Source organism: Agreia sp. Leaf283 (assembly GCF_001422485.1).
Taxonomy (GTDB): Bacteria; Actinomycetota; Actinomycetes; order Actinomycetales; family Microbacteriaceae; genus Agreia.
Map to the genome: position 1 here is coordinate 1,610,101 of NZ_LMNF01000001.1, position 26,456 is coordinate 1,636,556.

Below are 26,456 nucleotides of genomic sequence, written 5' to 3' on the forward strand. Positions count from 1 at the left end.
TCGGCACCATGAGCTTCTTCGGCGGCAACAAGAATCCCCTCGACGACGACAAGAAGAAAAAGCCGGGCGAGGTCAGCAACTCCCGCCTGCTGGTGTGGATCGTGGTCGGCGGCGTCGCGCTCTATCTGATCGGCACCGGGGTCTACGGCATCATCACCAAGGGCGGCTGAGTCGGCTGACGGATCAGCGCCCGGGCCCCTGCACGGCCACGGCTGCTAAACTCGGCGATCATGGATGACATTCTCGCCGGGCTGGGCGCCCTCGCCCCCACAGTGCTCGTCGGGCTCGTCTTCTGGCTCGTGATGTTCGTGATCCTTCGCGCCGACAAGCACGAGCGCCGTGCCTTCTCGAAGATCGAGGCCGAAGAGCGGGCCAAGCTTGCCGCGGCGCAGGACGCGCCCGCGGGCGCCGGTTCGCCACGCTCCTGAGCCGCCCGTCCGACCGGCGCTTCTGACGAACCCTCACCCTCTCTCCGACACGCTACGGTTGTCGTCGGGGCAGTAGTCGAGGGGAGCCCGGGTGTTCGGAATCAGTGCGGTGGGCTGGGTTCTGATCTTCGGCGTGCTCATCGATTTTCTCGTGCGCGTCACGGCCATCATCGTCGTGCCCCGCAACCGGCGTCCGGCCACCGCGGTGGCCTGGCTCATGGCCATCTTCTTTCTGCCCTACATCGGCGTTCTCACCTTTCTGCTCATCGGCAGCTACAAACTGCCCAAGAAGAGGCGCGACAAGCAGCAGGCGATCAACCAGTTCATCCTCGAGACGACCGAGGGCATCGACCTGGTCACCAAGAACCACGCGTGGCCGCCGTGGCTCGAGTCCGTGGTCGAACTCAATCGCAACCTCGGCGCGATGCCCCTCGTCGGCGGCAACAACGCCAGTCTCATCGGCGACTACGCTGCGTCGATCGCGGCCATGGCGGCCGACGTGGGCAAGGCCCGTCGCTACGTGCACGTCGAGTTCTACATCATGTCGTACGACACGGCCTCGGAGGCGTTCTTCGACGCTCTGGGAGCCGCGGTCAAGCGCGGCGTGACCGTGCGCGTGCTGCTCGACCACATCGCATCCATCAGGTCGCCGCACCACCGCAGGACGACGAGAAAACTCACCGACCTCGGGGTGCAGTGGTCGTTCATGCTGCCCGTGCAGCCCCTGCGCGGCAAGTACCAGCGCCCCGACCTGCGCAATCACCGCAAGCTGCTCATCATCGACGGCAAGATCGGGTACATGGGGTCGCAGAACATGATCGACCGCAGCTACAACAAGCGCGGCAACATCCGTCGCGGCCTCAAGTGGCAAGACCTCATGACCCGACTCGACGGCCCGATCGTCGCCGGCCTCAACGCCATCTTCATCACCGACTGGTACAGCGAGACCAACGAACTGCTGATGCGCGAGACCGACCCGATCACCCCTGACGTCATCGAGGAGGCTCCCGATTCGCTCGACTGCCAGGTCGTGCCGTCTGGCCCGGGGTTCGAGGGCGAGAACAACCTCAGGCTCTTCCTCGCGCTTCTCTACTACGCGCAGACCCGCATCATCGTGACCAGCCCGTACTTCGTGCCCGACGAGGCGATGCTCTACGCCATCACCACCGCCACGCAGCGCGGCGTCGAGGTCGAGCTGTTCGTGTCGGAGATCGGCGACCAGGGTCTGGTCTACCACGCCCAGCGCTCGTACTACGAGGCGCTGCTGCGGGCGGGCGTGCGCATCTACATGTACCGGGCGCCGTACATTCTGCACGCCAAGCACTTCACGATCGACGACGACGTGGCCGTAATCGGCTCGAGCAACATGGACATGCGCTCGTTCAGCCTCAACATGGAGGTCTCGCTGATGGTGCGCGGCCGATCGTTCGTGACCGAGATGCGCGCCATCGAAGACGGTTACCGCAAGCTCAGCCGCGAGCTCACCCTCGATGACTGGCTGACGCAGCCGCTGCGATCGACGATCCTCGACAACCTGGCGCGGCTCACGAGCGCCCTGCAGTAGAGCGCCCGGCAATAGCTCAGCGGCGCCGGGGCAGCAGCCGCACCGTCGGCAGCTCCGGCGCCGGCAAGGGAGCGCCGGTGTATGTGTGACCATCACGAGCGCCGGGGTCGCCGTGCGTGCTGGTGAAGCGCGGGCTCTGCGCATCCGGTTCGCCCTCGCCGATCGCCTCGGCCTGCCAGGCCGAGCGGTACTCCACGATCTCCTCGTGGGTGCGCCCCACGAAGTTCCACCACATGACGATCTGCTCGCCGAACGGCTCGCCGCCGATCAGCACGAGTCGCGCGTCGTCGTCGCCCGTCTCGATGGTCAGGCCGGATGCGCCGGTCTCGACGAAGGCGAGCTCGGTTCGGGCGACGTGCGTGCCGTCGATGGTGACGGAGCCGGTGTCGACCAGGACTCCGTGCTCGTCGAGCGGATCGACCGGAAGCGTGATGCGGGTGTGCCGCGGAATGTCGAGCTGTGCCGCGACGATGCGGGAGAAGGTCGTGGCCTGAGCGGTGACGCCGGCCACGGTGCCGAAGAACACGGCGATGCGGGCTCCGTCGAGGTCGGTGACGACGGCGTCGTGGCTCTCGAAGAAGGGCGCGACGTGGCGGGACGCGTCGGGGAGGGCGAGCCAGAGCTGCACGCCGTGCAGAAGAGTGGTGTTCTCGGTCGACACCTCGGAATGGCTGATGCCGCGCCCGGCCGTCATGAGATGAAGCTCCGAAGGCCGGATGAAGGCGTGGCTGCCCACGCTGTCGCGGTGCTCGATCTCGCCGTCGAAGAGCCAGCTCACGGTCTGCAGACCGGTGTGCGGATGCGGCGGCACGACCATGCCCGCGCCCGTGCGCACATCGGTGGGACCGTAGTGGTCGACGAAGCACCAGGCGCCGATCATGCTGCGCTCCCTGCTCGGCAGCGTTCGGTGCACGGTCATAGCGCGAGGGCCACCGAGGGGGACCTCGCGGGGAGCCAGGATGGTGACGCGTCGCGGTTCGGCACCGAGGAGTTCCTCGTCGTCTCCGATGAGGAGTTCATCCGGATGCTTCTCGAGGTTGCTCACAGCAGGAATCCTATGCCTCCATGCGCCCGTATCGACCGCTGGTGCCGGATGCGCTGCCCTGTCAGCATGGAGCATGGACTTCCTGGCGAACAGCCCAGAGATTTTTCCGCTGATGCGCGGAGGCGGGGCCTTTCTCGTCGCCGTCGGGCTCGGCATCCTGGTCGGCAGCCTGGGCTCACGGCGCTTCCGCATCGTGTCGCTCATCGCGGGCGCCGCGTTGGGTGTTGTGGTGATGGGCGTGGGCGGCGCGACCAAGGTCATCTTCGACGGCATCGGCTACCCCGAGTGGTGGCAGTGGGCCGTCCTCGGCGTCGCGTTCCTCGCCGAGGGATACCTCGTCAATGTGGTGGTCGAGAAGAATCCCGATCGGGACTCCCGAGAGTTCTGGATGTGGATGCTGTTCGTGGTGGGGGCGCACTTCCTGGTGCTGACCGCGAGCCACGGCCCGATCTGCGGCGCCCTCGGCCTCGTGTGCATGGCGAACGCGTTGATCGGGCTGCGCAGTAAGAAGGTTCCGTTTCGTGCGTTCTGGGCGATAGACGGGGTGCTGAAGATTGCGGCCGGCGCGGTGATGGTCGCGGTGAGCTACGCCTGACGAACGCGACAGGCCCAGGGAACGGATCGTTCCCTGGGCCTGTCGCGGCGTTCCCTGAGCCCGTCGAAGGGCCTGCCGTTACGGCGTGGGCATGCCGCCGTTCACGTTGAGCGTCTCACCGATGACGTAGCTCGACTCGGGCGATGCCAGGAAGACATAGGCCGGAGCGAGCTCGGCGGGCTGTCCCCAGCGGCCGAGCGGGGTCTGCTCGCCGACGTCGGGCAGCTTCTCGGGCGGCTGGCCACCCGCGGTCTGCAGGGGAGTCCAGATCGGCCCGGGCGCCACGACGTTGACGCGGATGCCCTTGGGTGCGAGCTGCTGGGCCAGCGCCTTCGAGAACGCGTTGATCGACGCCTTGGTGGTGGCGTAGTCGACCAGCATCTCGCTGGGCGAATAGCCCTGGATCGACGAGGTGTTGATGATGGTCGATCCGGCACCGAGGTGGGGGAGGGCTGCCTTGGTGATCCAGAACATCGCGTAGACGTTGGTCTTGAACGTCTCGTCGAACTGCTCGTCGGAGATCTCGTCGAGAGTCTCGCGGAACTGCTGCTTGCCCGCGTTGTTCACGAGGATGTCGAGACCGCCCAGGCCGTCGACGGCCTGAGCCACGAGGTCGCGGCAGAACGCGGCGTCGACGATGTCGCCGGGGATGGCAACGGCTGTGCGGCCCTCGGCCTCGATCAGCTCGACGACGCGCTTCGCGTCGGTCTCTTCCTCGGGCAGGTAGGAGATGGCCACGTCGGCGCCCTCGCGGGCATAGGCGATCGCGACGGCGGCGCCGATGCCGGAGTCGCCTCCCGTGATGAGGGCCTTGCGGCCGGTGAGGCGACCGGTGCCCCGGTAGCTCTTCTCGCCGCGGTCGGCCGTGTCGTCGAGGTTCGCGTCGAGACCGGCGCCCTCCTGGTACTGCGCTTTCGTGTCGATGTCGGCGAACATCTTCGTGGGGTCCTGGAGTGTGTACTGATCAGTCATGTCTCAAGGCTAGGTCGGCCGTGCGAGTCGGCCGGGGGCGGTTGCGCAGTCGTGGCGAGCGTGTTTCACTCCCGCACGATGCGGTCTCCGGCCCGACCGGGCTCGAGGCGGTGCCCAGTCACGCCTAGGGCGAACAGAGCAGTATTCGCGTCCGACGCTGATTAGCATCAGTACATCGAGCGCCATCCCTGCCCTGGCGTTCAAGGAGACAGACATGTTTGAGAGATTTACCGACCGAGCTCGCCGCGTCGTCGTTTTGGCCCAAGAAGAGGCCAAGATGCTCAACCACAACTACATCGGCACCGAGCACATCCTGCTCGGACTCATCCACGAGGGAGAGGGCGTCGCCGCTAAGGCACTCGAGTCGCTCAATATCTCGCTCGATGCGGTTCGCGAGCAGGTTCAAGACATCATCGGCCAGGGCCAGCAGCAGCCCACCGGTCACATCCCGTTCACCCCGCGTGCCAAGAAGGTGCTCGAGCTCTCGCTGCGCGAGGCCCTGCAGCTCGGCCACAACTACATCGGCACCGAGCACATCCTGCTCGGGCTCATCCGCGAGGGCGAGGGCGTCGCAGCCCAGGTTCTCGTGAAGCTCGGCGCAGACCTCAACCGGGTGCGCCAGCAGGTCATCCAGCTCCTCTCTGGCTACCAGGGCAAGGAGCAGGTCGCCGTTGGCGGAAACGACGCCACTCCCGACAAGGGTTCGCAGGTTCTCGACCAGTTCGGTCGCAACCTCACGCAGGCCGCGCGCGACAGCAAGCTCGACCCCGTGATCGGGCGCGAGAAGGAGATCGAGCGGGTCATGCAGATCCTCTCCCGCCGCTCCAAGAACAACCCGGTTCTCATCGGAGAGCCCGGCGTCGGCAAGACGGCCGTCGTCGAGGGCCTCGCCCAGGCGATCGTCAAGGGCGATGTTCCCGAGACCCTGAAAGACAAGCAGCTCTACTCGCTCGACCTCGGCTCGCTCATCGCCGGAAGCCGCTACCGCGGTGACTTCGAGGAGCGCCTGAAGAAGGTCACGAAAGAGATCCGCACGCGCGGCGACATCATCGTCTTCATCGACGAGATCCACACCCTGGTGGGTGCGGGTGCCGCAGAGGGCGCCATCGACGCCGCGTCGATCCTGAAGCCGCTGCTCGCCCGAGGCGAGCTGCAGACCATCGGCGCGACCACGCTCGACGAGTACCGCAAGCACTTCGAGAAAGACGCGGCTCTCGAGCGCCGCTTCCAGCCCATCCAGGTGGCCGAGCCTTCGCTGGCTCACACGATCAACATCCTGAAGGGCCTGCGCGACAAGTACGAGGCGTTCCACAAGGTCTCGATCACCGACGGCGCCATCGTCTCGGCGGCCAACCTCGCCGACCGCTACGTCGCCGACCGCTTCCTGCCCGACAAGGCGATCGACCTGATCGACGAGGCCGGCGCCCGCCTGCGCCTGTCGATCCTGTCGGCCCCGCCGGAGCTGCGCGAGTTCGACGAGCGCATCGCCGGGGTCCGCGGCCAGAAAGAGGCGGCGATCGAAGACCAGGACTTCGAGAAGGCGGCCAGCCTGCGCGACGAGGAGAAGAACCTCCTCGGCGAGCGCCTGCGCCTCGAGAAGCAGTGGAAGTCGGGCGATGTCAAGACATCCGGAATCGTTGACGAGGGCCTGATCGCCGAGGTGCTCGCCCAGGCCACCGGCATCCCCGTCTTCAAGCTCACCGAAGAGGAGTCCTCGCGGCTCGTCTTCATGGAGCGCGCCCTGCACCAGCGCGTCATCGGTCAGGAGCAGGCCATCGAGGCCCTCTCCCGCACGATCCGACGCACCCGTGCCGGCCTGAAAGACCCGAAGCGCCCCTCGGGCTCGTTCATCTTCGCCGGCCCCACCGGTGTCGGTAAGACCGAGCTCGCCAAGGCGCTCGCCGAGTTCCTGTTCGACGACGAAGACGCCCTGATCTCCCTCGACATGTCGGAGTACGGCGAGAAGCACACGGTCTCGCGACTGTTCGGTGCTCCTCCCGGATTCGTCGGCTTCGAAGAGGGCGGGCAGCTCACCGAGAAGGTGCGCCGCAAGCCGTTCAGCGTGGTGCTGTTCGACGAGATCGAGAAGGCTCACCCCGACATCTTCAACTCGCTCCTCCAGATCCTTGAAGAGGGGCGCCTGACCGATGGTCAGGGTCGTGTCGTCGACTTCAAGAACACGGTCATCATCATGACCACGAACCTCGGAACGAAGGGCATCTCCGGCGCTCCGATCGGCTTCCAGAGCGACAGCAACGTCGAGACCACCTACGAGCGCATGAAGGCGAAGGTGAACGAGGAGCTCAAGCGTCACTTCAAGCCCGAGTTCCTCAACCGCGTCGACGACACCATCGTGTTCCCGCAGCTGTCGAAGGGCGAGCTGCTGCAGATCGTCGATCTGTTCATCAAGCGCCTGCGCGACCGCCTGCTCGACCGCGATCTGTCGATCGAGCTCACGCAGTCGGCCAAGGAGCGCCTCATCGAGGTCGGCTTCGATCCCACGCTGGGAGCACGACCGCTGCGTCGCGCGATCCAGAACGAGGTCGAAGACCGCCTCTCCGAGCGCATCCTGCACGGCGAGCTCAACGCGGGCGACCACGTGCACGTCGACTTCATCGGCACCGAGTTCGTGTTCACCACGAGCCGCCGCCCCGGTGTCGACGACGAGCTGGCGCCCGCCGGCGAGATCGCGGCCTCCTCGGCGGCCGCGGCCGCATCCACGGGCCCGACCGACGCTCTCTAAGAGATAACCGCAGCGAACGCGGATGCCGCGTTTCGATTCCCCATTCGGGCATCGGAACGCGGCATTCCACGTTTAAGACGCGGCACGATGAGTCCCTACACTGGGCGCATGCCGAGCTCTGTGCAGTTGCGCTACTACCCCGCTCGCCGGCTCCTGGTTCGCGGGCGTCCCGCGGAGATTCTCAGCACGGTGGCCGGAGTGTTCGCGGGCCGGGGGTTCCACCCTGCGACCGCCATCGACGAGTCGACCATCGAGCTGGAGATCGGCTCGGCGGCCCGTGAGTTCTGGCTCAGCGGCTCGATCCTGGCCGACGCTGCACGGTTTCTTCTCCCGCCCCGGGCCAGGGCGCTGGTCGTGCACGGTTTCGCCGTCGCCCAGGTGATTCCGTCGGAGCAGGCCGACACAGACCATCCCGAGACCTGGCTCACCGTCTCGGCCGTCAGCGGCCTCGAGACCCACAGCGACGTCGTCGACGCCGTCGAGCAATGCATGGCCGGCTTCGCGAGCGTCGGCCTGCTGCTGGATGCGGGCGAACCCCTCAGCGCCCTCGAGTTTCCCGCCGATTCGGTCTGCAATCCGAAGGGCTTCCGCGCGTGGCGGCGACAGCGGCGGCGTGGCTGAGCGTCGCCGAGAGGGAATGGCGCGCATGCCTCGGGCGTTGTGTCGCTGTGGCCCACCGGTCTGAGAGAGAAGGCGCACCGTGGATGTTCTGAACTGGCTGTTCAAAGCGCAGCTGCACATCGGCGACCAGACGATCCTGTGGCGTGAGGTTCTCGGCAACGTGTTCGGGCTGCTCAGCGCGCTGGGCGGGATGCGACGCAAGGTCTGGGCGTGGCCGGTCGGCATCGTGGGCAATGCCCTTCTCTTCACCGTCTTCCTCGGCGCCGTGTTCGGCACCCCCAACCCGGTGAACCTCCTCGGCCAGGCCGGCAGGCAGGTGATGTTCATCGTCGTGTCGATCTACGGCTGGGTGCGCTGGCAGCAGGCGAAGCACGACGGCGGGGCGGCGGTGAGCCCGCAGTGGGCCGGGTGGAAGAACAGGATCTGGCTCGTGGTGGCCTTGGTCGGCGGCACGGCGATCGTGACGCCGGTGTTCCAGCTTCTCGGGTCGTACGAGCCCGTCTGGGCCGACGCATGGATCTTCGTGGGCTCGCTGCTCGCGACCTACGGCATGGCCAAGGGCTGGGTCGAGTTCTGGTTGATCTGGGTGGCCGTCGACCTCGTCGGCGTTCCACTGCTCGTGTCTGCCGGCTACTACGCCTCGGCGTTCATGTACGTGTTCTACGGGGCCTTCACGATCGTGGGCTTCATCGTCTGGGCACGCATCCGTCGGGGCGAGAAGCTCACGATCGAGACTCGTTTTCCTGATCCCACCGTGCACACCGAGTCGTGACCGGCAACGGATCGGTACGCGAACCCGCGTCATGATCTGCACCGGTGCGTGTCTCTTCAGGTGAGGGCATACAGCCCGGTCGGCACGCGGGCATAGCGCGACGGAGCAGCAGAAGGCTGGGCATGAAGAAGATCATCAGAAAGCTGGGCGACCGTCGGGCGTCGAATGTCGAGCGACGCGTCACGCCTCGAGAACTCGAACTCCTCGGTCGTCTCCTCGCGCGCGAGTCCAAGGCCTGATCACGTCGACGCCCCTGCGCGCCGACGAGAAGAGTCGGCGAGGGCGCGCTGTGCACGCCGCAGGGCCGAAGTGGCAATAGGCTGGTTCGATGCCCGAAGTGACGAAGCCCGCCCCCACCTACACGGTGCGGCGCGCGCAGACGAGTGATGTGCCGTGGATCAAGGAGCTCGTGGAGCCCCTCGTTCAGCGACGAATCCTCCTGGGCAAAGACCTCGTCGTGTTCTACGAAGCGGTGCAGGAGTTCTACATCGCCATCGACGATGAGGGCAATCGCATTGGCTGCGGCGCACTGCACGTGTTCTGGGACGACCTCGGCGAGGTGCGCACTCTGGCCGTGGCCGATGCCTGGCTCGGCAAGGGCGTAGGCCACGCCCTTCTCGAGGCCGTCGAGGGCGAGGCTCGTCGGCTGGGCCTCACCCGGCTGTTCTGCCTCACCTTCGAAGTGGGCTTCTTCGAGCGCAACGGCTTCATCGCCTCGCCGCTCGGCCTCGTCGATCCCGATGTGTACTCCGAACTGGTGCGCTCTCCCGATGAGGGCGTCGCCGAGTTCCTCGACCTCGCCCGCGTCAAGCCGAACACGCTCGGCAACACGCGCATGCTGAAGCACCTCACCTCGTAACATGCCGAACATCTGCGGCGGGTAGCCTGCTGCAATGTCTCCGTACCAGGTCTGCGTCTGCTTCATCACCCGGCGCTCAGAGCAGGGCGTGCGCCAGGTGCTGCTCGGCCGCAAGAAGACGGGCCTCGGGCTCGGCAACATCGTGGGCCTCGGCGGCAAGATCGAACCCGGTGAGACGGCCCTGCAGGCCATCGTGCGCGAGATCGAAGAGGAGTCGAGCCTGATCGTCGAGCCGACCGCGGTGAGCGAGGTGGGCTTCATCCGCTACGCCTTCCCTTTTCGCGAGAACTGGAGCCAGGATTCGACCGTCTTCGTCGTCGACGCGTTCAGCGGAAAACCGGCGGAGTCGGACGAACTCGTGCCCGACTGGTACGACGTGACCGAGCTGCCGCTCGACGGCATGTGGGACGACGCGAAGTACTGGCTGCCCCAGGTGCTCGACGGTGAGACCGTGCACGCGAGCTTCACCTTCGGCGAAGACCTGAAGACGGTCACCGAGTCGTCGTTCGACGCCGCGTAGGCACCCGAAACGGGTATCCTCGACAGTACGTCCGGATGCTCGCGGTCCGGCCCGCACCTCCCGTTCGATCAGCGTTGATTGGCACACTATGACGAGCCCCTGGCTCGCGCAGCCCCAGGCCGCGCCGGCAGCTCCCCGACCCCTGGTCAGGGCCTCCTGGAATCGCGCCCTCGAGCGGCATCTCGATCCCGAGCTGCTGCTCGCCGCCCTCGAGGTCGCCGAAGACGAACTCGTCGACTACCGGCTCGCGCATCCGCTCGCCTCGGTGCTGCCCGTCATCCGCCGCCTGCTCGTGCGCGACGCCGACGACGACTCGGGCATGCTCGTGGCCGTGGGGGATGCGATGGGTCGCCTTCTGTGGGTCGACGGCGACCGCGCCTTGAGGCGTCGGGCCGAAGGCATGCTGTTCGTCGAGGGAGCGGGCTGGGCGGAGAGCCGCGTGGGCACATCGGCGCCGGGCACCGCGCTCGAACTCGATCACGCCGTGCAGATCTCGGGAGGCGAGCACTTCAACCGGCTCGCGCACGAGTGGAGTTGCACCGCCGTGCCCGTGCACGACCCCGAGACCCGGCGCATCCTGGGGGTCATCGACATCACCGGCGGGCGGCAGGCGGTCGACCCGCACACGCTTCCGTTGATGGAGGCGACGGCGGCGGCCGTGGAGTCCGAGCTGATGGTGCAGAGGCTTCGCGCCCAACGCGACCGCATCGGAGTGCGCCGCCGGCCGCCGCGCCCCGTCGGTCCTCCGACGAGGCCGCTGCTGCGCGTGCTGGGCCGCGACACGGGGGAGCTCACGTCGCCCGCCGGTCGTGCGGAGCTGTCGGCGCGGCACACGGAACTGCTCACGCTGCTGGCCTGGCACAGGCAGGGCCTCTCGGCGGAGCAGCTCGCGTCGCTGCTCTACAACGAGGGCGAGTCGCCCGTGACACTGAGGGCCGAGATGGTGCGGCTGCGCAAGGCGCTCGAGCGCGCGCACGTCGACCTCGGGGTGGAATCGCGGCCCTACCGACTCACGAATCCGCTTGAACTGGATGCGCAGCACGTTCTGGCGCTGCTCGATCGAGGGGCGCATCGCGTCGCTCTCGCCACGGCCACGGGCGCCGTACTGCCCGGCTCGTCGGCCCCGGGCATCGAGCACATCCGTGCGGAGGTGCGAGCGCGCCTGAGGGAGGCCGTGCTCACCGACGCGTCCGTCGACGTGCTGCTCGAGTACGCGCAGACGGCAGACGCGGTCGACGACGGCGAGGTGTGGAGCGCCCTGCTGCGTCTGCTCCCCCCGCGCTCCCCGAGGCGGGCCGGCATCGTGGCCCACCTCGAGTCGCTCGAGGGTTGAGGTCGTCGCTAGGCTGCGGGGGCGAACAGTTCCAGCGCGATGTTGTCGGGGTCGCGGAATTCGAGGATGCAGCCCGAGCCGATGTCCTTGACGTCCTCGTGAGCGATGCCGAGCCCGTCGAGCACGACCACGGCGGCATCGAGCTGTTCACGGCCGGCGACCGCGAAGCTCAGGTGGTCGAGGCCCACCCTGTTCTCGTCGAAGCTGTCGGCGTCGTCGGCGACCGGGCGCAGGCCGAGCAGACCGCCCGGGTAGGAATAGATGACGCCGCCGAACAGGAAGGCGAGCTCGTCCTTCGTCTCCTGGTCCGCGTCGGCGGGCGGTGCCTCGAAGGCCACGTCGAATCCGAAGACGGTGTCGTAGAACGCGCGTGAGGCGGCGATGTCGACGACGGTGAGGCGCACGTGGGCGTAGTCGATGGCGGGAATGGGCACGGAGATCTCCAATGATCTGAGGGGGATGAGGGAACATCACCGACCCTGTCACGATGGCCCTCCGCGGATTAGGCCTTGACCTCACAGGCGCACGTCGTCGTCGGCACGCGCGCCGTCGCATCCGGCCGCCGTGCAACGGCCTGCAACGTCGCGAAGCGTAGCGTCGAAGGAGTCTGAACCACAGGCATCCGACAACGACGTCGAAAGGCACACACGCATGACTGTCTACGCGAACCCCGGAACAGACGGGGCCGTCTTCACCTACAAGCCGCGCTACGACCACTTCATCGGAGGTGAGTACGTGGTTCCCGCCAAGGGCCAGTACTTCGAGAACCCCACGCCCGTGACCGGTCAGAACTTCACCGAGATCGCCCGCGGCACTGCCGAGGACATCGACCGGGCGGTCGACGCCGGCTGGAAAGCGTTCGACGCCTGGGGCAAGACCTCGGTGGCCGAGCGCGCGGTGATCCTGAACAAGATCGCCGACCGCATGGAGGAGAACCTCGAGCTGCTCGCCGTGGCCGAGACCTGGGAGAACGGCAAGCCGGTGCGCGAGACGCTGAACGCCGACATCCCTCTGGCCATCGACCACTTCCGCTACTTCGCCGGCGCCATCCGCGCGCAGGAGGGCGGAATCTCCGAGCTGGACCACGACACCGTGGCCTATCACTTCCACGAACCTCTGGGCGTGGTGGGGCAGATCATCCCCTGGAACTTCCCCATCCTCATGGCGGTATGGAAACTCGCCCCCGCGCTCGCGGCAGGAAACTGCATCGTGCTCAAGCCGGCCGAGCAGACACCCGCATCGATCCACGTCTGGCTCGACCTCATCAAGGACCTTCTGCCCGCCGGTGTGCTCAACATCGTGAACGGGTTCGGCATCGAGGCCGGCGCCCCGCTCGCGTCGCACCCGCGCATCCGCAAGATCGCGTTCACGGGCGAGACGACCACCGGCCGACTGATCATGCAGTACGCCAGCGAGAACCTGATCCCGGTGACCCTCGAACTCGGCGGCAAGAGCCCCAACGTGTTCTTCGCCGACGTGGCCGACGAGAAGGACTCGTTCTACGACTCGGCGCTCGAGGGCTTCACCTTCTTCGCGCTGAACCAGGGCGAGGTCTGCACGTGCCCGTCGCGGGCGCTGGTGGATGCCTCGATCTACGACGGCTTCGTCGGCGACGCCCTCGAGAGGGTCAAGCTGGTCAAGCAGGGCAACCCGCTCGACACCGACACGATGATCGGCGCGCAGGCGTCGAACGACCAGCTCGAGAAGATCCTGAGCTACATGGACATCGGCAAGCAGGAGGGCGCGAAGCTGCTGATCGGCGGCGAGCGCAGCGATCTCGGCGGCGAACTCTCGGGTGGCTACTACGTGCAGCCGACCGTGTTCGAGGGCACCAACTCGATGCGCATCTTCCAGGAGGAGATCTTCGGACCGGTGCTGGCGCTCACCAAGTTCAACGGCTACGACGAGGCCATCGAGATCGCGAACGACACGCTCTACGGCCTGGGCGCCGGGGTCTGGAGCCGCAGCGGAACCCAGCTGTACCGCGCGGGCCGTGCCATCCAGGCCGGGCGTGTGTGGTCGAACACCTACCACCAGTACCCGGCCCACGCGGCGTTCGGCGGCTACAAGCAGTCGGGCATCGGGCGCGAGAACCACCGCATGATGCTCGACCACTACCAGCAGACGAAGAACCTGCTGGTGAGCTACGCGAATTCACCGCAGGGGTTCTTCTAATGCCGCTGCCGGTTCGGTTCTGATGAGTCCCCGGGTCGAGGTGACGGGTGCCGCGGCGGACATGCTGCGGCACCTCGCCGAACAGTACGGGCCGCTGATGTTCCATCAGTCGGGCGGATGCTGCGACGGGTCTTCGCCGATGTGCTACCCCGTGGGCATGTTCCGCACCGGGGGCTCCGACGTGCTGCTGCAGACGCTCGAGATCGACGGCCTCGCTCCGATCGAGTTCTACATGTCGGCCAGTCAGTACGAGTACTGGAAGTACACGCACCTCACCGTCGACCTCGTCGACGGGCGGGGAAGCGGCTTCTCGGTCGAGGCTCCGGAGGGAAAGCGCTTCATGATCCGCTCCAGGCTGCTGACCGACGGCGAGCTCGAGGAGTACGGGGTGGAGGCGCGGGCGTAGCTCGTGAAACGGGAGGAAATACGTGCATCCGATGGCCTATTCGGGTCGGATGCACGAATCTCCTCCCGTTCTGCCGTCTTGGGTCGGGATTCGAGGTATTCGCACCCGAATGGGCGGAGTTCGGTGCATCCGTCGTCGTATTCGGGTCGGATGTGCTGAGCTCCGCCCGTTGTGGCGGCGGGCGCTCGCGGGGTCAGTCTGCGGCGAGTGCGCGGCGCAGAAAGTCGACCAGGTCGGCGGATGCGCGGCGCGACACCCGCATGATGCCCGGGTAGGTCACCCAGCCGTGGGGCGCCTCGGCATAGGTCTTCACCTCGACGGGCGTTCCCTCGGCGGAGAGCCGCGCGGCGTAGGCCAGCGCCTGGTCGCGCAGCACGTCGTGCGCCGACACCTGCACGAGCGCGGCGGGAAGTCCACTCAGCGATGCCGCTCGGATGGGCGCCACCGACGGGTCGTCGTCGGCCCCGTGTTCCCGCGACCCGCCAAGGTAGTAGCGGAAGAAGGCATCCATGTCTGCGCGATGCAGAACCGGCTTGCGGGCGTTCTCGCGCATCGACGCGTCGTCGAGCGTGGTGTCGGTGACCGGGTAGATCAGGCCCTGGGCCCGGATGGCGGGGCCGCCCGCATCCCGAGCGAGCAGGGCGATCACTGCCGAGAGATTGCCGCCGGCGCTGTCGCCGAAGACGGCGAGCCGCGACGGCGATGCGCCCAGCTCCTCGGCGTGCTCCGACGCCCACCGCACCGCGGCCAGGCAGTCGTCGACGGCAGCGGGGTAGGGATGCTTCGGGGCCAGTCGATAGTCGACGGCCATGACCACGGCGCCCAGCTCGGCCGCCACCCGCGACGGCAGCCAGTCGCAGACGTCGAGGGCGCCGAAGAGGGTCCATCCGCCGCCGTGGAAGTACACCGCGATCGGCAGGGCGGCTCCGGCGGCGGGTCGGGAGTCGGCGCGGTGAGGCGTGTACACGCGCACCCCGAGCGGCCCACCGGCGGTGGGGATCGCGAGGTCGCGCGCGTCGACCCGTGCGTCCCTCGCTCCGAAGAGCATCCGTCTGACCGGCGCCGGAATGCTGCGCATCGTCTGGTTGTGCTCGATGTCGGTCGGGCTCATGGTGGCGATGTGCATGGAGCGGAAGCGGTCCATGAACCAGCCCCACGCGCGCACCCGCGCCGGGATCCTCACAGGCCGCGCGGCCGAGTCGTCGGTCACTGCGTCGACGAGTCGGTGAGCCGCGGCGAGCGGGGGACCTGCCTGGCCTGTGCGACGCCCGCGCTGAACACGGACAGGGCCACGTCGCTGCGCGAGAGACCGAGTCGCTTGCGCAGCGCGCCGTGGGCGGCCGGCGAGTCGATGAGCTCGGAGTGCGGGGAGATGGCCACGCCCTGGCGATGCGCATGCAGCCAGAGCCGCTGCAGCACGCGACCGGCCTCGAGGGCGTGCGGCTCGGTCACGCCGATGCGGCTGTCCATGGCCTCGGTGATGCTCAGGATGTCGTCGATGCCGGCCGCGCGCGAGTTCGCCACGAGTACGTGGTGCGTGGGCGCCCCCGGCTCGTCGGGCACGCCGGTGGGCAGGGGGGCGTCGCGTCCGAGTCCCTCGAGGAAGCGGGCGACGGGGCCCGCGAGGGCGACAACGGGATCGCGGAGGCGGGCCGTGCGCGTGAACGGTGCGGCGATCCGGGCGAGCGGGCGGGGCATCACGAGCATCTCGTCGGTCATGCCGTCAAGGCCGTACCGTGGGTGGCGCGGGTCGAGGCGCAGCCAGTGCAGCAGCTCGTTCGCGATCGTGGCGCGCGAGGCGGTGAAAGCGATTCCCAGGGTGCTGAGCTGCCTCATGGCGCGGTCGTCGAGCGAACGCACACTGAGCCAGGGCGGCAGCTGCAGGGAGTCGAGGTTCGAGAACACATCGGGCCGGCCCACGAGCGCGCCGCGGTAGACCCGTCGCTCGCGCACGTCGTCGGAGCTGAAGGTGCCGGGGGCGAAGGCGGCGTCGGGCAACTGTGCCGCGCCGGCCGCCGACGCCGCGTCGGGCGACGTCGGCGTGAGCGTCACTCGAAAGACCGGCCTGTCGGCATCCGCGGGGCCGCGCACCGGAAGCGAGTCGAGCTGCGACAGGGCCGGAAGCACCTCGACATCGATCGCGTAGCCGACCTCGGCCGCCCCGATGGAGACGCTCTCGATCCACGCCCCCAGCGACATGATGACGTCGCGAAAGGTGGGGTCGCCCGCGGGGAGCGTTCGAGACGGCACGATGGCCACCTCGATGCCGCCATCGACGACGCGCGGCGACCACGGCTGGGTGTTGTGCGGCGAGGGCGATCGGCTCGCCAGCAGCACCAGCTCGTGCAGCAGTTCGGGCGTCACCGGGGTGGGGTCTGTCATGCGGATCCTTCTGTGATCGGGCGCCGGTACAGGGTCGAGCCGTGCAGGGGTGTGCCGCCGAATCGCGAGAACTGCCGGGCCGAGCCCTGGTTCTCGAGGCCGACTGTGGTCGTGCGCAGGCGCTGGTAGCCACCCGCCGCGAGGTTCGCCTGCAGCTGCCGGCTGAGCAGGGTCAGGATGCCGCGCCCCTGTCGCGCGGGCGCGGTCCCCTGGATGATCAGGATCGCCTCCCGCCGGTATCGGCCGCGGGTGAGAAGCAGCTCGAGCTGCCGCAGCGCGGTGAGGCGTCCGCCCACCTTCTGTACGAACGGCGAGATGTCGGGGAGCACCAGGATGAACGCCGCAGCCTCGCCCGTGGCGTCGTCGCGGGCGAGCAGCAGCAGCCTCTCGTCGAGCAAGAACGAGAGCCCGTCGGTGGCCGCCGCCATCTCGGCCGGGGTGATGCGCGTGTAGTACGGCAGCTGTTCGAAGGCGGCGTTCAGCACGCCGAGCAGCTCGGGGATCAGCGTCTCGGTCTTCGACTTGTCGCCGTATTCGAGCCGGATGCCCGCGGCCGAGAACTCGCGCGCCTCCGGCTCCACGACGGGTACGGCGCCGACGTCGACGCTCCAGGTCTGCGCCTCCTGCGTCCTGGTGAAACCCGCCGCCTCGTAGACCTGCGGCACCCACGCGGGATTCCAGGCCGAATCGACGAAGCCCCGCTCGGCGAAGCCCGAGGTGATGACGCCGGCCGACTGGTTGGGTAGAAGCGAGACGGGCCCCAGAAGTTGCTGCTTGCCGGCGGATCGACCGGCCTCGTCGAGGTGCGCGAACAGGGCCGACGCCGCCTCCGCGCTCGCGAAGTCCGTGGCTCCGAACAGCTGCGATGCCACCCCGAACTTCGCATCGAGGCGCGCGTCGGTGTGCACGGTCGAGCGTCCCACGACTCGGCCATCGTCGTCGCGCACCAGAACGAGGCGCACGGGTTCGGGGTGCGGACTCGTGCCGCGATACCAGGAGCGGACGGTCGACTCCAGCAGAGGCACGGCGAGCTCGCGAGGCCAGAGCCGGTTCGGAAGGTCGACGAACTCGCGCAGAGCCCGTGTGTCGGAGACCGTCTCGATTTTCATGAGGCCGGCCCCGTGGCATCCGGTGTCGGCGCCGGGACGTGGCCCGTCGAAGCGTGGCCCGTCGAAGCGCTGCCCGCCGACGCGTTGCCCGTCGTCTCGGTCGCCGTGTGCAGCCGGATGTAGCCCGCGGTGCCGTTGCGGGTGTCCTTGGTGATCCACTGCATGAGGTGCCGGTGGCCGGGCATGCGCGCGAACGCCAGCAGGTCGTCGCGGCGCTCGAAGAACGCGAGCGTGCCGAGCGTGAACGGGAACTCGTAGTAGGTCGTGAACCACACGTAGCCGCGCATGGTCACCATGCGCGCGATCATCGGATAGTAGATGCGCGACAGGGCGATGAGCGCGGTCGGCCCCGTGTACTTGGTGGCGCCCACGAACATGGCGTGCGCGTCGGCGATGGGCCGGGTCGCGCTGGTGCGCTTCGTCTGCTTGGTGGGCTTCGTCGGGCGGCCCTTCGGCCGGTCGGTGGATGCGGCGTCGACCCGGGGCGGCTCGGTTCCGCGGCCGGCCTCGACCGAGGTGGGGGTGAAGCGCTCGATGTGGCCCATGCGGCCGTCCTCCGCCCGCCACACGCCATTGGTGTAGCCGTGTGGCTCGGCCTCGAGGATGCGGCCGGTGGGATGCTCTCCGTCGAGTCGCAGCCAGGGCGCGAGGTGCGTCGGCGCCGTCACGAGCGCGTGGTCGAGCTGGTCGCGGTCGACGAAGTACGAGGCCACCCCGAGGGTTCCGGGAGATCGTCGGTAGCTCTTCTGCCAGAGAAAGCCTGGGGAGTCGGCGAGGTGAGCCGCCAGTTCGCGCCGGGCGGCACGGGCGCGTCGCGCATCCGGTGCCCGCTCGAACCGGCGCTCGACGACGATCATCGCGCCCGCCCGGCCCTGGGGAGGGGCGAGCGAGAAGTCCGTGGAGCGCATCAGCCGGCCCGGTTCATCGCGTCGGCGACGAGGTCGTGGGCACTCCGCCGCGGTCGGCCTCGTCGACGAGATAGACGTTCTTGATCTTGCGGGGGCCGCCCTCGAACACGCCCGTTCCGAAGGGGTGCACCTCGATGCGCACGTCGGATGCGGTCGGATCCTCCTCGAGCGACTGCGCGATGTCGCGGGAGACGGAGGCGAGATGCTTGAGAACGCCGGCGGCCGAGCGTGCCTTCAGTTCATCGGTGGCCTCGGCGTCGAGCGAGGCTCCCTCGCGCAGCTGCAGGTGGATGACCGGTCGCTGCTCGAGGTTGCCGATATCGAGCAGGCTCAGCTTGAACGACTCGATCTCGCTCGCGTGCGGGTTGTCGAGGTAGAGGCCGTTCTCCACGTCGAGCGGGTAGATGTTGGCGCCCATGTACGAGATGGTCGAGTCCTTGCGGCCGAAGAGCAGCACGAACGGAAGCTTCATGCGCTGCGTCGAGAAGGCGCGCTCGAAGGCGAAGCCGAGGCGGGGGTACTTCTCTGCGTAGGCCTGCATCTCGGGGAACGTCACGATCTTCGCCTCGTCGCCGATGTTGTAGCGCAGCTTCGGGCTCATGATGGCCGTGGAGTTGAGCGTGACGAGCAGCTCGTTGTCCTCCGTGGTCTCGAGGTAGGTCTCGAGGGGGTTGTACTGGAAGATCATCGGGGTGCGCTGCTCGCCCTCGCCGAGCACGTCGCGGCGCAGCGGCTCGTTGGCCACGAGGGCGCGCCGCAGCCAGACCGAGAGGTCGCTCTCGCCCGACATGCCGATGGTCAGGTCGGATGCTCCGTAGCCGGAGTAGACGCGGGTGAAGCGGTCTTCGAGGTAGTCGCGCAGACCCTCGGTGAGGGCCTCGCCGCCGACGAAGCCGTTGAGGTTGTAGGCGTCCCAGTCGAAGCCCTCACTGTCGAGGCGATCGCGCAGGTGCTTGAGGAAGGGCGGGTAGGCGCTGATGAGGTAGACGTAGCCGGGGCCGAAGTGCTTCAGGGTGTCGACGATCTTGTCGATGTCGGGGCCCGTGTTCTTGACCATGGCGATCTTCGACATGGCGAGGCCGGTGTTGGTTCCTGTCGCCCACGCCCCCATCGAGAAGGCGTTGATGCAGAAGAGCTTCTTCGTGCCGAACAGCAGCGTGATGTAGCCGGCCACGTTCTTGTGCACGGTGTCGAGCTCGCGCTTGGAGCGCATCCAGTTGTAGGGCGTGCCGCTCGAGCCGCTCGACTCGTCGACCACGGTGCCGACCGTGATGATCTCGCCGTTCCAGCAGCGCTCCGCCTCGGGGTACCGGTTCACGTACTCGCTCTTGGAGGTCGGTCGGTAGTTCGTGAGCTGCCACCAGCGGAACGAGAACTTCTCTTCGTCGAGGTAGTTCTTGTAGGCGGGCACATCGAGGTAGGCCTGCTGGCAGACCATCCACGCGTTGAGCCTTGCGAAGCGCTCCATCGACGGGTGGTAGTGCCGCGCGGTGAAGCGCCAGAGCGCCGGATGCAGCCGGTAGATCGCGTAGGTGGCGGTGACGACGGCCGTGGCGATGCGCAGGGCGGCCTGTCGAAGTGCACTCGTTCGTTGCGGTCTGGGCACGGCGGTCCTTCGATCGGAGACGTAATTCACCCTACAGCCGCGCCAATGCGGCCGTCAGGGCGCCGGTGCTCGTAGCCTAGGGTCATGTCGACGATCAAGAATCCGGTCGGACCTCAGCCGAGCAAGGTCTACTGGCGTCGGCGTGTGCTGGTGCTCGTGGGCCTGGTCGCGGTGGTCGCCATCATTGTGCTGATCATCGTGCGGCCCGGCTCGTCTTCCACCGTCGGAAGCGCCACCACTCCGCCCGCGTCGACGGGTGCCCCCGCCACGACGACGCCTCCGGCCGAGGCGAGCGAGCCGCAGAACGTCGATGCCGCCGCACCCGCCGACGGTGAGACGCCCGCGTGCGACGCTGCGAGCATCCAGGTCACGCCTGTGACCGATGCCGACACGTACGCCGCCGGGGTCAACCCGCAGCTGTCGCTGAGCGTGACGAACACGGGCGCAACGGCCTGTTCGATCAACGTCGGCACCGGCCAGCAGGTCTACAAGATCACGAGCGGCGAGGAGCAGTACTGGATCTCGACCGATTGCCAGACGGAGCCCACCGACATGCCCACCGTCATCGATGCCGGCGCCACCCTCGCGTCGACCCCGTTCGCCTGGGACCGCACCCGTTCCGCAGCCGACACCTGCGCGTCGACGGATCGTCCCCAGGTTCCCGCGGGTGGCGCGTCGTACCACCTCGACGTGTCGATCGGCGGCTTCGCCTCGTCGGCGAGCAAGCAGTTCATCCTCGGCTAGCCGTCATCACGGGGTGGCCATCGCCGCTACACGTGCGCGCTCGGGCGCGACCGTCCCTCCGAACGGCTTCGACCGCGGAAACGCAGGCTGATGAGAACCGCGCCGGCCAGCAGTGCACCGAGCGCGCCGAGCGGAGCAACTGGGGGCAGCGCCACTCCGGTGGCCGCGAGGGCTTTCGTCGTGTCGGAAGTAACGCCCCCGGCTACGGGGGTGCCTGCGGCAGACGTGGTGTTGACCAAGTGCACGGCGCCGTCGCGAAGCACAACGCTTGGCGTGTAGCCTGCGGGCAGACCTTCGAAGCTGAACGACGAGAGGTCGATGTTCGACGCGGAGCCCGTGTAGGTGGCGATCAGCTGGTCGTCGGCGGGTACGAAACCGTTCGCGAAGCTGGTTCGCACCACTCCCTCGACGGCCAGGTCGCCTGCGATCTGCGTTGCGGGGGCCGACGAGTCGATACTCAGATCCAGCTCGCCGCCGGCGAGGACGGCGAGGTTGCCGCCGATGACGAGCGGTGCCGCTGCGCTCTCAGACAGGATGCCGTCGGCAACGCTGATCGAGCCGGTGCCGAACGCGGTCGGTGACGTGGCCGCGAGCCGGCCTCCGTCGACGATCGTGCCTCCGAGGTACGAGTTGTCGCCAGTGAGGGTCAGGATGCCCGTTCCCTGCTTGGTCAGGGACCCCGCGCCGTCGATGTCGTTGCGCCAGCTGTCGGCACTGCTGAAGCCTCCGTCGGCAGCGTTCATGGTGACCGTCACGTCGGTGGAGAAGGCGCTGTAGCCATCCGCTGCGGCGAAGAGATTCAGCCGGCCCCACCCCTCGGAATCATCCAGCAGTGCGTAGCCCGAGGGCAGCGCGGTGGACTGAAGCACCCACCGGCGCTGGTCCGCGTCGAGGTAGGGCTGCCTCGTCTCGAGCAACGCCTCGGCACCCTTCGGCACGACGGCCGACGCGGTGGTGTCACCCACCCGGGGCAGACCATAGGTGAGGCGCTGCTCGTAGAGCTTCTCGTTGCTGCCCCGGTCGGCGAACGCGTCGCTGCCCGTCGGGGTGGTGGCGAACAGGGCGGCGGCGTTCGCGCGCGCGCTCTGCTTGAGAGTTGCGTTGGCGGGGTCGTTGAGGGCGGCCGCGGCCACGGCGGTCGACATGATGCGGCCGCCGATCACGTCGCCGGGAGAGTGCATGCCGGCGACGATGCGACTGTTGCCGATCTCCGACGCGCTGGTCAGGATCTGCTGGAACCGCTCCGGCGCCGCATATGCGAGCGCGTAGCTGGCCAGGTATCCCGCGTTGGTGTGTCCGCTCGGGTAGCCGCCATCCGACTGCCATTCGGCATCCGTCTTCTCGGCGGGAACCAGCGACGGCAGAACCTCGACACTGTCGCTCCAGCGGAACGGGCGGGCGTAGTTGTAGAAGGCCTTCGAGGGGTTCGTCGACGCCGAACTGTTGCGGAACTGATTGACCAGGTCGACCATGGGGCCGTAGGTGGTGCCCGAGTCTGCCCAGGCACCATTCGAGTTGCCCGCGTCGTCGTACTTGACCGTGGTCGCGTCGGCAGGGACCTGGTCGGGGATCGTGGTTCCCGCGTTGGTGCCCGCGCGGAAAGCGTCGGCATACGGGCCGAGTCCATCGATGGCCGAATAGTTCTGATTTCGACGATCGATCAGATAGGCCTCGGTGGACTGCTCGGCTGTGCGCGACTGGGTGATTCCTGCAGCCGTGGCGATGTTCGCGTCAAGTACCGTCTGATTCTTGATGGTGCCCACGCTGGAGGGGATGAACTTTCCGTTCGCATCGAACTGCGCCGTGGGATTCGCATCGGGCACCCAGTAGTCGAGCATCGGAGAGAGGAGACCGATCGCCACGTTGCTCTCCGGTGTGTTGTTGGCCGTGGTGTTGCTCGCCGCCGCGTCGACGTAGAAGCGTCCCCAGGCATCCGGCTGCGCGACGATGGAGTCGGTCGGCGCGGCCTGCGCGGGTGCGGCGATACCGCAGGTCACGGTCGCGGCGAGAGCCGCCGCAATGGCGACGCGGATGCGACGGGTACGGCGGGCGGGAGACGGTGCATTCATCGGGTAGGGCTCCAGGGAAACTCGTTGCCCGTGCCAGCACACGAGTCTGCATCAGTGAAACCCAGCAGGGTTAAGGCGATAGGGACCGCAGGTGAACAACTCGCGCGTTCATCTACGCCGTCTAGCATCGAAGGATGCTCGAGCGAAACGCACCACAGAACCTCGACGTACGGGTTGCTCAGGGAATCGTGCGGGGCGTTCGCGAACGAGGCGTCGAGGCCTGGCGGAACCTTCCCTATGCCGAGGCGCCGACAGGGAGCCTCCGTTTCCGGGCTCCGAGGCCTCCCGCGGCCTGGGTCGGCGTGCGCGATGCATCGGAATTCGGCCCGGTGCCCTGGCAGTCATTGCAGGGTCACTTCGTCGGCGCGTCGAAGAAGCAGGCGATGAGTGAGGACTGTCTGACGCTCAATGTGCTTCGGCCTGCCCACGCCGCCGGGGACGGCTTGCCCGTGATGCTCTTCATCCACGGCGGGGCGTACGCGGTCGGCTCCAGTGCCGAGTACCCCCGCAACGGCGAGGCTCTGGTGCGAGACGGCGGCATCGTCTACGTGAGCATCAACTACAGGCTCAGTGCGCTCGGCTACCTCGACTTCACGCGCTTCTCGACGCCCGAGCGCTCCTTCGACTCGAACCTCGGACTGCGCGACCAGGTGGCAGCGCTCGAGTGGGTGCGCGACAACATCGCCGCCTTCGGCGGAGATCCGAACAACGTCACGGTGTTCGGCGAGTCTGCCGGCGGCAACGCGGTCACCACCCTGATGGCCACGCCGGCAGCGCATGGACTCTTTGCGAAGGCCATCGCCCAGAGCGCGCCGACGAACGCCATCTATCCCCCGGAACAGACCCATCGGTGGGCGGATGAGTTCGTGGCTTTCCTCGCCGACCGCATCGAACCGGGCGGCGTCGAGAGCACTTCCGTCGACGACGCCGGTGAACTGCTTGTACGGGCCGACGCATCCGATCTGGTCGAGGCCGCCGTGGCCCTCACCCTTCTTGCACCCGACCGCGACCCCGGCACCATCGCGCTGTGCCCCGTGATTGACGGCGACTTTCTGCCCGAGCGCCCCCTCGACGCGTTCAAGTTCGGGCGCGCCGCGCGCATCCCGCTGATCATCGGCACGAACGACCGCGAGGGGTCGCTGTTCACCGGTCGGCTCGACATTCTGGCCACCACGCCCACGCGCATCCGGGCGATCTTCTCGCGCACGAAGAAGAAGGCCCGCAAGGCGATCAAGGCGGAGTATCCCGGGCTGCCGGCGAAGCGCCCGGCCGCTGACTTCGCGGGGGACTACGCGTTCTGGTACCCCACGGTGAAGGTGGCCGAGCGCCACTCGAGGTTCGCCCCGGTGCACTTCTACCGCTTCGATATCGCGCCGCGCCTGGTGCGTCAGCTCGGCTTCGATGCGACGCACGGGCTGGAGCTGTTCGCGTTGTTCGACCGCATGAACGGCTGGTTCGGGCGCGCGATGGGCGCGTTGGGCGGCCGGCGCGCGTTCATGCGCACGGGCGACCGGATGCGACGCCACTGGATCGAGTTCGCCCACAGCGGGCGGGTACCCGGCTGGCCCGCCTACGACGAGCAGACGCGCAGCACCATGATCTTCGACGAGGTCGACCGGGTCGAAGACGACCCTCGCGGCGCCCGCCGGGTGGCATGGCAGGCTTTCGTGCCCCACGTGTGAGCCTGCGCCGGTCGAGTGGCCGGGCTGTGCGCCGGCCGAGTAGCGAGGAACGAGCATATCGAGACCACCCCGGTCGAGTTGTCGGGACATGCGCCGGTCGAGTAGCGAGGAACGAGCGTATCGAGACCACCCGCTGGCGCGCGGACGACGCTGCGCGGCACTGAGACGGCGCAGAGGGCGGCTTCCATCAGACGAATCCCACCATGTGCGACATCTCAACACCACCGTCCCCTGGGTGCCCATGGTGAGGTGGCGCAGGTGGTGGCTTCTTGCGTCCGAATCCCGCCATGTGTGACATCTCGACACCAAGCGACGTCTTATCGGTGCGAGCGGGGCAGGCGCGCCGACTCCGTACGCCAGCCACCCTCCACTGCGTCGGTCGAGCAGCGAGGAACGAGCGTGTCGAGACCCCGTCGCTGCGACCAGGTCAGTCGTCGTCGCGGTCTGTCTCGACGAGGCGCAGTGGGTTGGCCGGAGGCGGCACGATCAGCCCGCGCCGCGCAGGGCCCTTCTGCACCGGGAACGAGCCGGTAGAGGGATGCGCCGGGCTGACCCGCGAACCGGCGGCGGGCTGCTTGTCGAAGGCCACGCGGAATGCGCGACGGATCTGCGTCTCGTCGGGGCCGAGGATGTCGGTGAAGCCGAGCCTGCGGGCCTCGGTGACGCGGATGCTCGAGGAGGCGACGGGTCGCACCTCGCCCGCGAGGCTGATCTCGCCGAAGGCCGCGAAGGTGTGGGGCAGCGGAAGGTCGCTGTTGGCACTGGCGATCGCGAGGGCGATGGCCAGGTCGGCCGAGGGGTCGATGAGACGCACACCGCCGACGGTCGAGACGTAGACGTCGCGGTCGCCCAGCGGAATATTGAGCCGCCGTTCGAGCACGGCCAGCAGCATGGCGACCCGCGAGCCGTCGACCCCGTTCGTGACTCGCCGAGGGTTGGGTGCGGTGGTCTTGACGACGAGGGCCTGGATCTCGACGGGCATCGCGCGACGGCCGTCGAGGGCGACGGTGACACAGGTGCCGCTGACGGCCTCGCCACTGCGGCTGAGGAACAGGCCGCTGGGGTCGGGCACCTCGGCGATGCCCTCGGAGGTCATCTCGAAGCAGCCGACCTCGTCGGTGGGGCCGTAGCGATTCTTGAGGGCGCGCACGAAGCGCAGGCTGGTGTGGCGGTCGCCTTCGAACTGGCAGACGACGTCGACCAGGTGCTCGAGAACGCGCGGGCCCGCGATGGAGCCGTCTTTGGTGACGTGGCCCACCAGGATGACCGGGAGCGACCGCTCTTTCGCGACGCGGATGAGGGCCGACGCCACCTCGCGCACCTGTGTTGGGCTGCCGGCCGCGCTGTCGATGGAGTTACTGGCCACGGTCTGCACGGAGTCGACGATGACGAGGTGCGGCTGCACGGCGTCGATCTGGCCGAGCACCGTCGACAGGTCTGTCTCGGCGGCGAGCATAAGCGTGGGGGAGAGGGAGTGGGTGCGCTCGGCGCGCAGCTTGACCTGGCTGACCGATTCTTCGGCGCTCACGTAGAGCACGCGCAGGTGGTCTTCGGCCGCCTTGGCTGCGACCTCGAGCAGAAGGGTCGACTTGCCGACGCCCGGCTCACCCGAGAGAAGGATCGTGGCACCGGGAACCAGGCCGCCGCCGAGCACCCGGTCGAACTCGTGGATGCCCGTGGCCCAGTGACTGGCGGCCTCGGTGGAGATCTCGGTGATGGGCTGGGCGATGCGGGTCTCGCTGAGCTTCGCCGCCTTCACCGTGCGGGCGATGCCCTCGTTCTCGGCGCTCGACACGACGGTGCCCCAGGCCTGGCACTCGCCGCAGCGCCCGACCCACTTGACGCTCTGCCAGCCGCACTCGGTGCAGCGGTAAGCGTTCGGGGTCTTGGAAGCCATGCCTCCACGATAGACGCGACCGACGA

Annotated in this window: 24 protein-coding genes; 14 read left to right on the top strand and 10 right to left on the bottom strand. The window is 67.9% G+C overall.

What is annotated here, in order from left to right; translation table 11 throughout:
* Positions 1-8: 8 nt before the first annotated feature.
* From ASF51_RS19405 to cls, 3 genes are all read left to right on the top strand, one after another.
* On the top strand, positions 9-170 hold the full coding sequence (locus ASF51_RS19405) for a hypothetical protein (RefSeq protein WP_200920329.1): 162 nt from the start codon (positions 9-11) through the stop codon (positions 168-170).
* Between the two features lie 60 nt (positions 171-230).
* Positions 231-428, top strand: coding sequence for a hypothetical protein (locus tag ASF51_RS07260; protein ID WP_055926899.1), 198 nt, complete (start codon positions 231-233; stop codon positions 426-428).
* A gap of 100 nt (positions 429-528) precedes the next feature.
* A complete protein-coding gene (gene cls, locus ASF51_RS07265) occupies positions 529-1,992 on the top strand; it encodes a cardiolipin synthase (RefSeq protein WP_055928114.1) in 1,464 nt (487 codons plus the stop codon).
* Between the two features lie 16 nt (positions 1,993-2,008).
* Here the strand turns inward: cls and ASF51_RS07270 are convergent, their stop codons facing one another.
* Positions 2,009-3,037 carry a pirin family protein gene (locus tag ASF51_RS07270; RefSeq protein ID WP_055926901.1) on the bottom strand — a complete coding sequence of 343 codons (1,029 nt, stop codon included), beginning with the start codon at positions 3,035-3,037 and terminating at the stop codon, positions 2,009-2,011.
* A gap of 73 nt (positions 3,038-3,110) precedes the next feature.
* Between ASF51_RS07270 and ASF51_RS07275 the strand changes: the two genes are divergently transcribed.
* Complete coding sequence (locus tag ASF51_RS07275) at positions 3,111-3,632, top strand: DUF6609 family protein (protein ID WP_055926904.1); 522 nt, start codon at positions 3,111-3,113, stop codon at positions 3,630-3,632.
* Positions 3,633-3,710: 78 nt separating this feature from the next.
* Here ASF51_RS07275 and ASF51_RS07280 read toward each other — a convergent pair whose 3' ends face one another.
* On the bottom strand, positions 3,711-4,604 hold the full coding sequence (locus tag ASF51_RS07280) for a glucose 1-dehydrogenase (protein WP_055926906.1): 894 nt from the start codon (positions 4,602-4,604) through the stop codon (positions 3,711-3,713).
* Positions 4,605-4,818: 214 nt separating this feature from the next.
* Between ASF51_RS07280 and ASF51_RS07285 the strand changes: the two genes are divergently transcribed.
* The 6 genes from ASF51_RS07285 to ASF51_RS07310 all read left to right on the top strand — a co-directional run bounded on the left by ASF51_RS07285 (position 4,819) and on the right by ASF51_RS07310 (position 11,452).
* On the top strand, positions 4,819-7,347 hold the full coding sequence (locus ASF51_RS07285; protein ID WP_055926908.1) for an ATP-dependent Clp protease ATP-binding subunit: 2,529 nt from the start codon (positions 4,819-4,821) through the stop codon (positions 7,345-7,347).
* Positions 7,348-7,455: 108 nt separating this feature from the next.
* On the top strand, positions 7,456-7,968 hold the full coding sequence (locus ASF51_RS07290; RefSeq protein ID WP_055926910.1) for a hypothetical protein: 513 nt from the start codon (positions 7,456-7,458) through the stop codon (positions 7,966-7,968).
* Between the two features lie 79 nt (positions 7,969-8,047).
* A complete protein-coding gene (pnuC, locus tag ASF51_RS07295) occupies positions 8,048-8,740 on the top strand; it encodes a nicotinamide riboside transporter PnuC (RefSeq protein WP_055926912.1) in 693 nt (230 codons plus the stop codon).
* 328 nt (positions 8,741-9,068) lie between these two features.
* Positions 9,069-9,599: an amino-acid N-acetyltransferase gene (locus ASF51_RS07300; RefSeq protein ID WP_055778490.1), complete on the top strand. Its 531-nt coding sequence runs from the start codon at positions 9,069-9,071 to the stop codon at positions 9,597-9,599.
* A gap of 34 nt (positions 9,600-9,633) precedes the next feature.
* Positions 9,634-10,119, top strand: a complete 486-nt coding sequence (locus ASF51_RS07305) for an 8-oxo-dGTP diphosphatase (RefSeq protein ID WP_055926914.1) — start codon at positions 9,634-9,636, stop codon at positions 10,117-10,119.
* A gap of 88 nt (positions 10,120-10,207) precedes the next feature.
* The gene (locus ASF51_RS07310; RefSeq protein ID WP_055926916.1) at positions 10,208-11,452 is read left to right on the top strand and encodes a helix-turn-helix domain-containing protein; all 1,245 of its coding nucleotides are present in this window, start codon (positions 10,208-10,210) and stop codon (positions 11,450-11,452) included.
* Between the two features lie 8 nt (positions 11,453-11,460).
* On the opposite strand, the gene ASF51_RS07315 is transcribed toward ASF51_RS07310, so the two are convergent.
* Positions 11,461-11,886, bottom strand: coding sequence for a VOC family protein (locus ASF51_RS07315; protein WP_055928117.1), 426 nt, complete (start codon positions 11,884-11,886; stop codon positions 11,461-11,463).
* Positions 11,887-12,103: 217 nt separating this feature from the next.
* Between ASF51_RS07315 and ASF51_RS07320 the strand changes: the two genes are divergently transcribed.
* Positions 12,104-13,627: an aldehyde dehydrogenase family protein gene (locus ASF51_RS07320; protein WP_055926917.1), complete on the top strand. Its 1,524-nt coding sequence runs from the start codon at positions 12,104-12,106 to the stop codon at positions 13,625-13,627.
* Between the two features lie 22 nt (positions 13,628-13,649).
* Positions 13,650-14,033, top strand: coding sequence for a DUF779 domain-containing protein (locus ASF51_RS07325; protein WP_055926919.1), 384 nt, complete (start codon positions 13,650-13,652; stop codon positions 14,031-14,033).
* 193 nt (positions 14,034-14,226) lie between these two features.
* Here the strand turns inward: ASF51_RS07325 and ASF51_RS07330 are convergent, their stop codons facing one another.
* The 5 genes from ASF51_RS07330 to ASF51_RS07350 are packed head-to-tail and all read right to left on the bottom strand — an operon-like array spanning position 14,227 to position 20,038.
* Entirely contained in the window at positions 14,227-15,243 is a 1,017-nt protein-coding gene (locus ASF51_RS07330) for an alpha/beta hydrolase (protein ID WP_055926921.1), read from the bottom strand.
* Entirely contained in the window at positions 15,240-16,415 is a 1,176-nt protein-coding gene (locus ASF51_RS07335; RefSeq protein WP_055926923.1) for a hypothetical protein, read from the bottom strand. Before ASF51_RS07335 ends, ASF51_RS07330 begins: the two co-directional genes overlap by 4 nt.
* On the bottom strand, positions 16,412-17,524 hold the full coding sequence (locus tag ASF51_RS07340) for a hypothetical protein (RefSeq protein ID WP_055926925.1): 1,113 nt from the start codon (positions 17,522-17,524) through the stop codon (positions 16,412-16,414). Before ASF51_RS07340 ends, ASF51_RS07335 begins: the two co-directional genes overlap by 4 nt.
* Positions 17,521-18,432: a hypothetical protein gene (locus ASF51_RS07345; RefSeq protein ID WP_055926927.1), complete on the bottom strand. Its 912-nt coding sequence runs from the start codon at positions 18,430-18,432 to the stop codon at positions 17,521-17,523. Before ASF51_RS07345 ends, ASF51_RS07340 begins: the two co-directional genes overlap by 4 nt.
* 13 nt (positions 18,433-18,445) lie before the next feature.
* Positions 18,446-20,038 carry a phenylacetate--CoA ligase family protein gene (locus ASF51_RS07350; RefSeq protein ID WP_157412042.1) on the bottom strand — a complete coding sequence of 531 codons (1,593 nt, stop codon included), beginning with the start codon at positions 20,036-20,038 and terminating at the stop codon, positions 18,446-18,448.
* 84 nt (positions 20,039-20,122) lie between these two features.
* Here ASF51_RS07350 and ASF51_RS07355 point away from each other — a divergent pair, with 84 nt between their 5' ends.
* Positions 20,123-20,782, top strand: coding sequence for a hypothetical protein (locus tag ASF51_RS07355; protein ID WP_055926932.1), 660 nt, complete (start codon positions 20,123-20,125; stop codon positions 20,780-20,782).
* Between the two features lie 26 nt (positions 20,783-20,808).
* Here ASF51_RS07355 and ASF51_RS07360 read toward each other — a convergent pair whose 3' ends face one another.
* Positions 20,809-22,851 (bottom strand): phosphatase PAP2 family protein, encoded by a 2,043-nt coding sequence (locus ASF51_RS07360; RefSeq protein WP_157412043.1) that lies wholly within the window; start codon positions 22,849-22,851, stop codon positions 20,809-20,811.
* Positions 22,852-22,985: 134 nt separating this feature from the next.
* On the opposite strand from ASF51_RS07360, the gene ASF51_RS07365 reads away from it, so the two are divergent.
* Positions 22,986-24,533, top strand: coding sequence for a carboxylesterase/lipase family protein (locus ASF51_RS07365; RefSeq protein WP_055926934.1), 1,548 nt, complete (start codon positions 22,986-22,988; stop codon positions 24,531-24,533).
* Positions 24,534-24,960: 427 nt separating this feature from the next.
* Here ASF51_RS07365 and radA read toward each other — a convergent pair whose 3' ends face one another.
* A complete protein-coding gene (gene radA, locus ASF51_RS07370; protein WP_082479615.1) occupies positions 24,961-26,430 on the bottom strand; it encodes a DNA repair protein RadA in 1,470 nt (489 codons plus the stop codon).
* Between the last annotated feature and the right edge of the window lie 26 nt (positions 26,431-26,456).

Coding starts and splice junctions, on each gene's coding strand:
- ASF51_RS07335 (WP_055926923.1), bottom strand. CDS start 16,415: ATGACAGACCCCACCCCGGTGACGCCCGAACTGCTGCACGAGCTGGTG.
- ASF51_RS07305 (WP_055926914.1), top strand. CDS start 9,634: ATGTCTCCGTACCAGGTCTGCGTCTGCTTCATCACCCGGCGCTCAGAG.
- ASF51_RS07310 (WP_055926916.1), top strand. CDS start 10,208: ATGACGAGCCCCTGGCTCGCGCAGCCCCAGGCCGCGCCGGCAGCTCCC.
- ASF51_RS07280 (WP_055926906.1), bottom strand. CDS start 4,604: ATGACTGATCAGTACACACTCCAGGACCCCACGAAGATGTTCGCCGAC.
- ASF51_RS19405 (WP_200920329.1), top strand. CDS start 9: ATGAGCTTCTTCGGCGGCAACAAGAATCCCCTCGACGACGACAAGAAG.
- ASF51_RS07320 (WP_055926917.1), top strand. CDS start 12,104: ATGACTGTCTACGCGAACCCCGGAACAGACGGGGCCGTCTTCACCTAC.
- ASF51_RS07355 (WP_055926932.1), top strand. CDS start 20,123: ATGTCGACGATCAAGAATCCGGTCGGACCTCAGCCGAGCAAGGTCTAC.
- ASF51_RS07365 (WP_055926934.1), top strand. CDS start 22,986: ATGCTCGAGCGAAACGCACCACAGAACCTCGACGTACGGGTTGCTCAG.
- radA (WP_082479615.1), bottom strand. CDS start 26,430: ATGGCTTCCAAGACCCCGAACGCTTACCGCTGCACCGAGTGCGGCTGG.
- ASF51_RS07360 (WP_157412043.1), bottom strand. CDS start 22,851: ATGAATGCACCGTCTCCCGCCCGCCGTACCCGTCGCATCCGCGTCGCC.
- ASF51_RS07285 (WP_055926908.1), top strand. CDS start 4,819: ATGTTTGAGAGATTTACCGACCGAGCTCGCCGCGTCGTCGTTTTGGCC.
- ASF51_RS07340 (WP_055926925.1), bottom strand. CDS start 17,524: ATGAAAATCGAGACGGTCTCCGACACACGGGCTCTGCGCGAGTTCGTC.
- ASF51_RS07345 (WP_055926927.1), bottom strand. CDS start 18,432: ATGCGCTCCACGGACTTCTCGCTCGCCCCTCCCCAGGGCCGGGCGGGC.
- ASF51_RS07325 (WP_055926919.1), top strand. CDS start 13,650: ATGAGTCCCCGGGTCGAGGTGACGGGTGCCGCGGCGGACATGCTGCGG.
- ASF51_RS07275 (WP_055926904.1), top strand. CDS start 3,111: ATGGACTTCCTGGCGAACAGCCCAGAGATTTTTCCGCTGATGCGCGGA.
- ASF51_RS07260 (WP_055926899.1), top strand. CDS start 231: ATGGATGACATTCTCGCCGGGCTGGGCGCCCTCGCCCCCACAGTGCTC.
- ASF51_RS07300 (WP_055778490.1), top strand. CDS start 9,069: ATGCCCGAAGTGACGAAGCCCGCCCCCACCTACACGGTGCGGCGCGCG.
- ASF51_RS07290 (WP_055926910.1), top strand. CDS start 7,456: ATGCCGAGCTCTGTGCAGTTGCGCTACTACCCCGCTCGCCGGCTCCTG.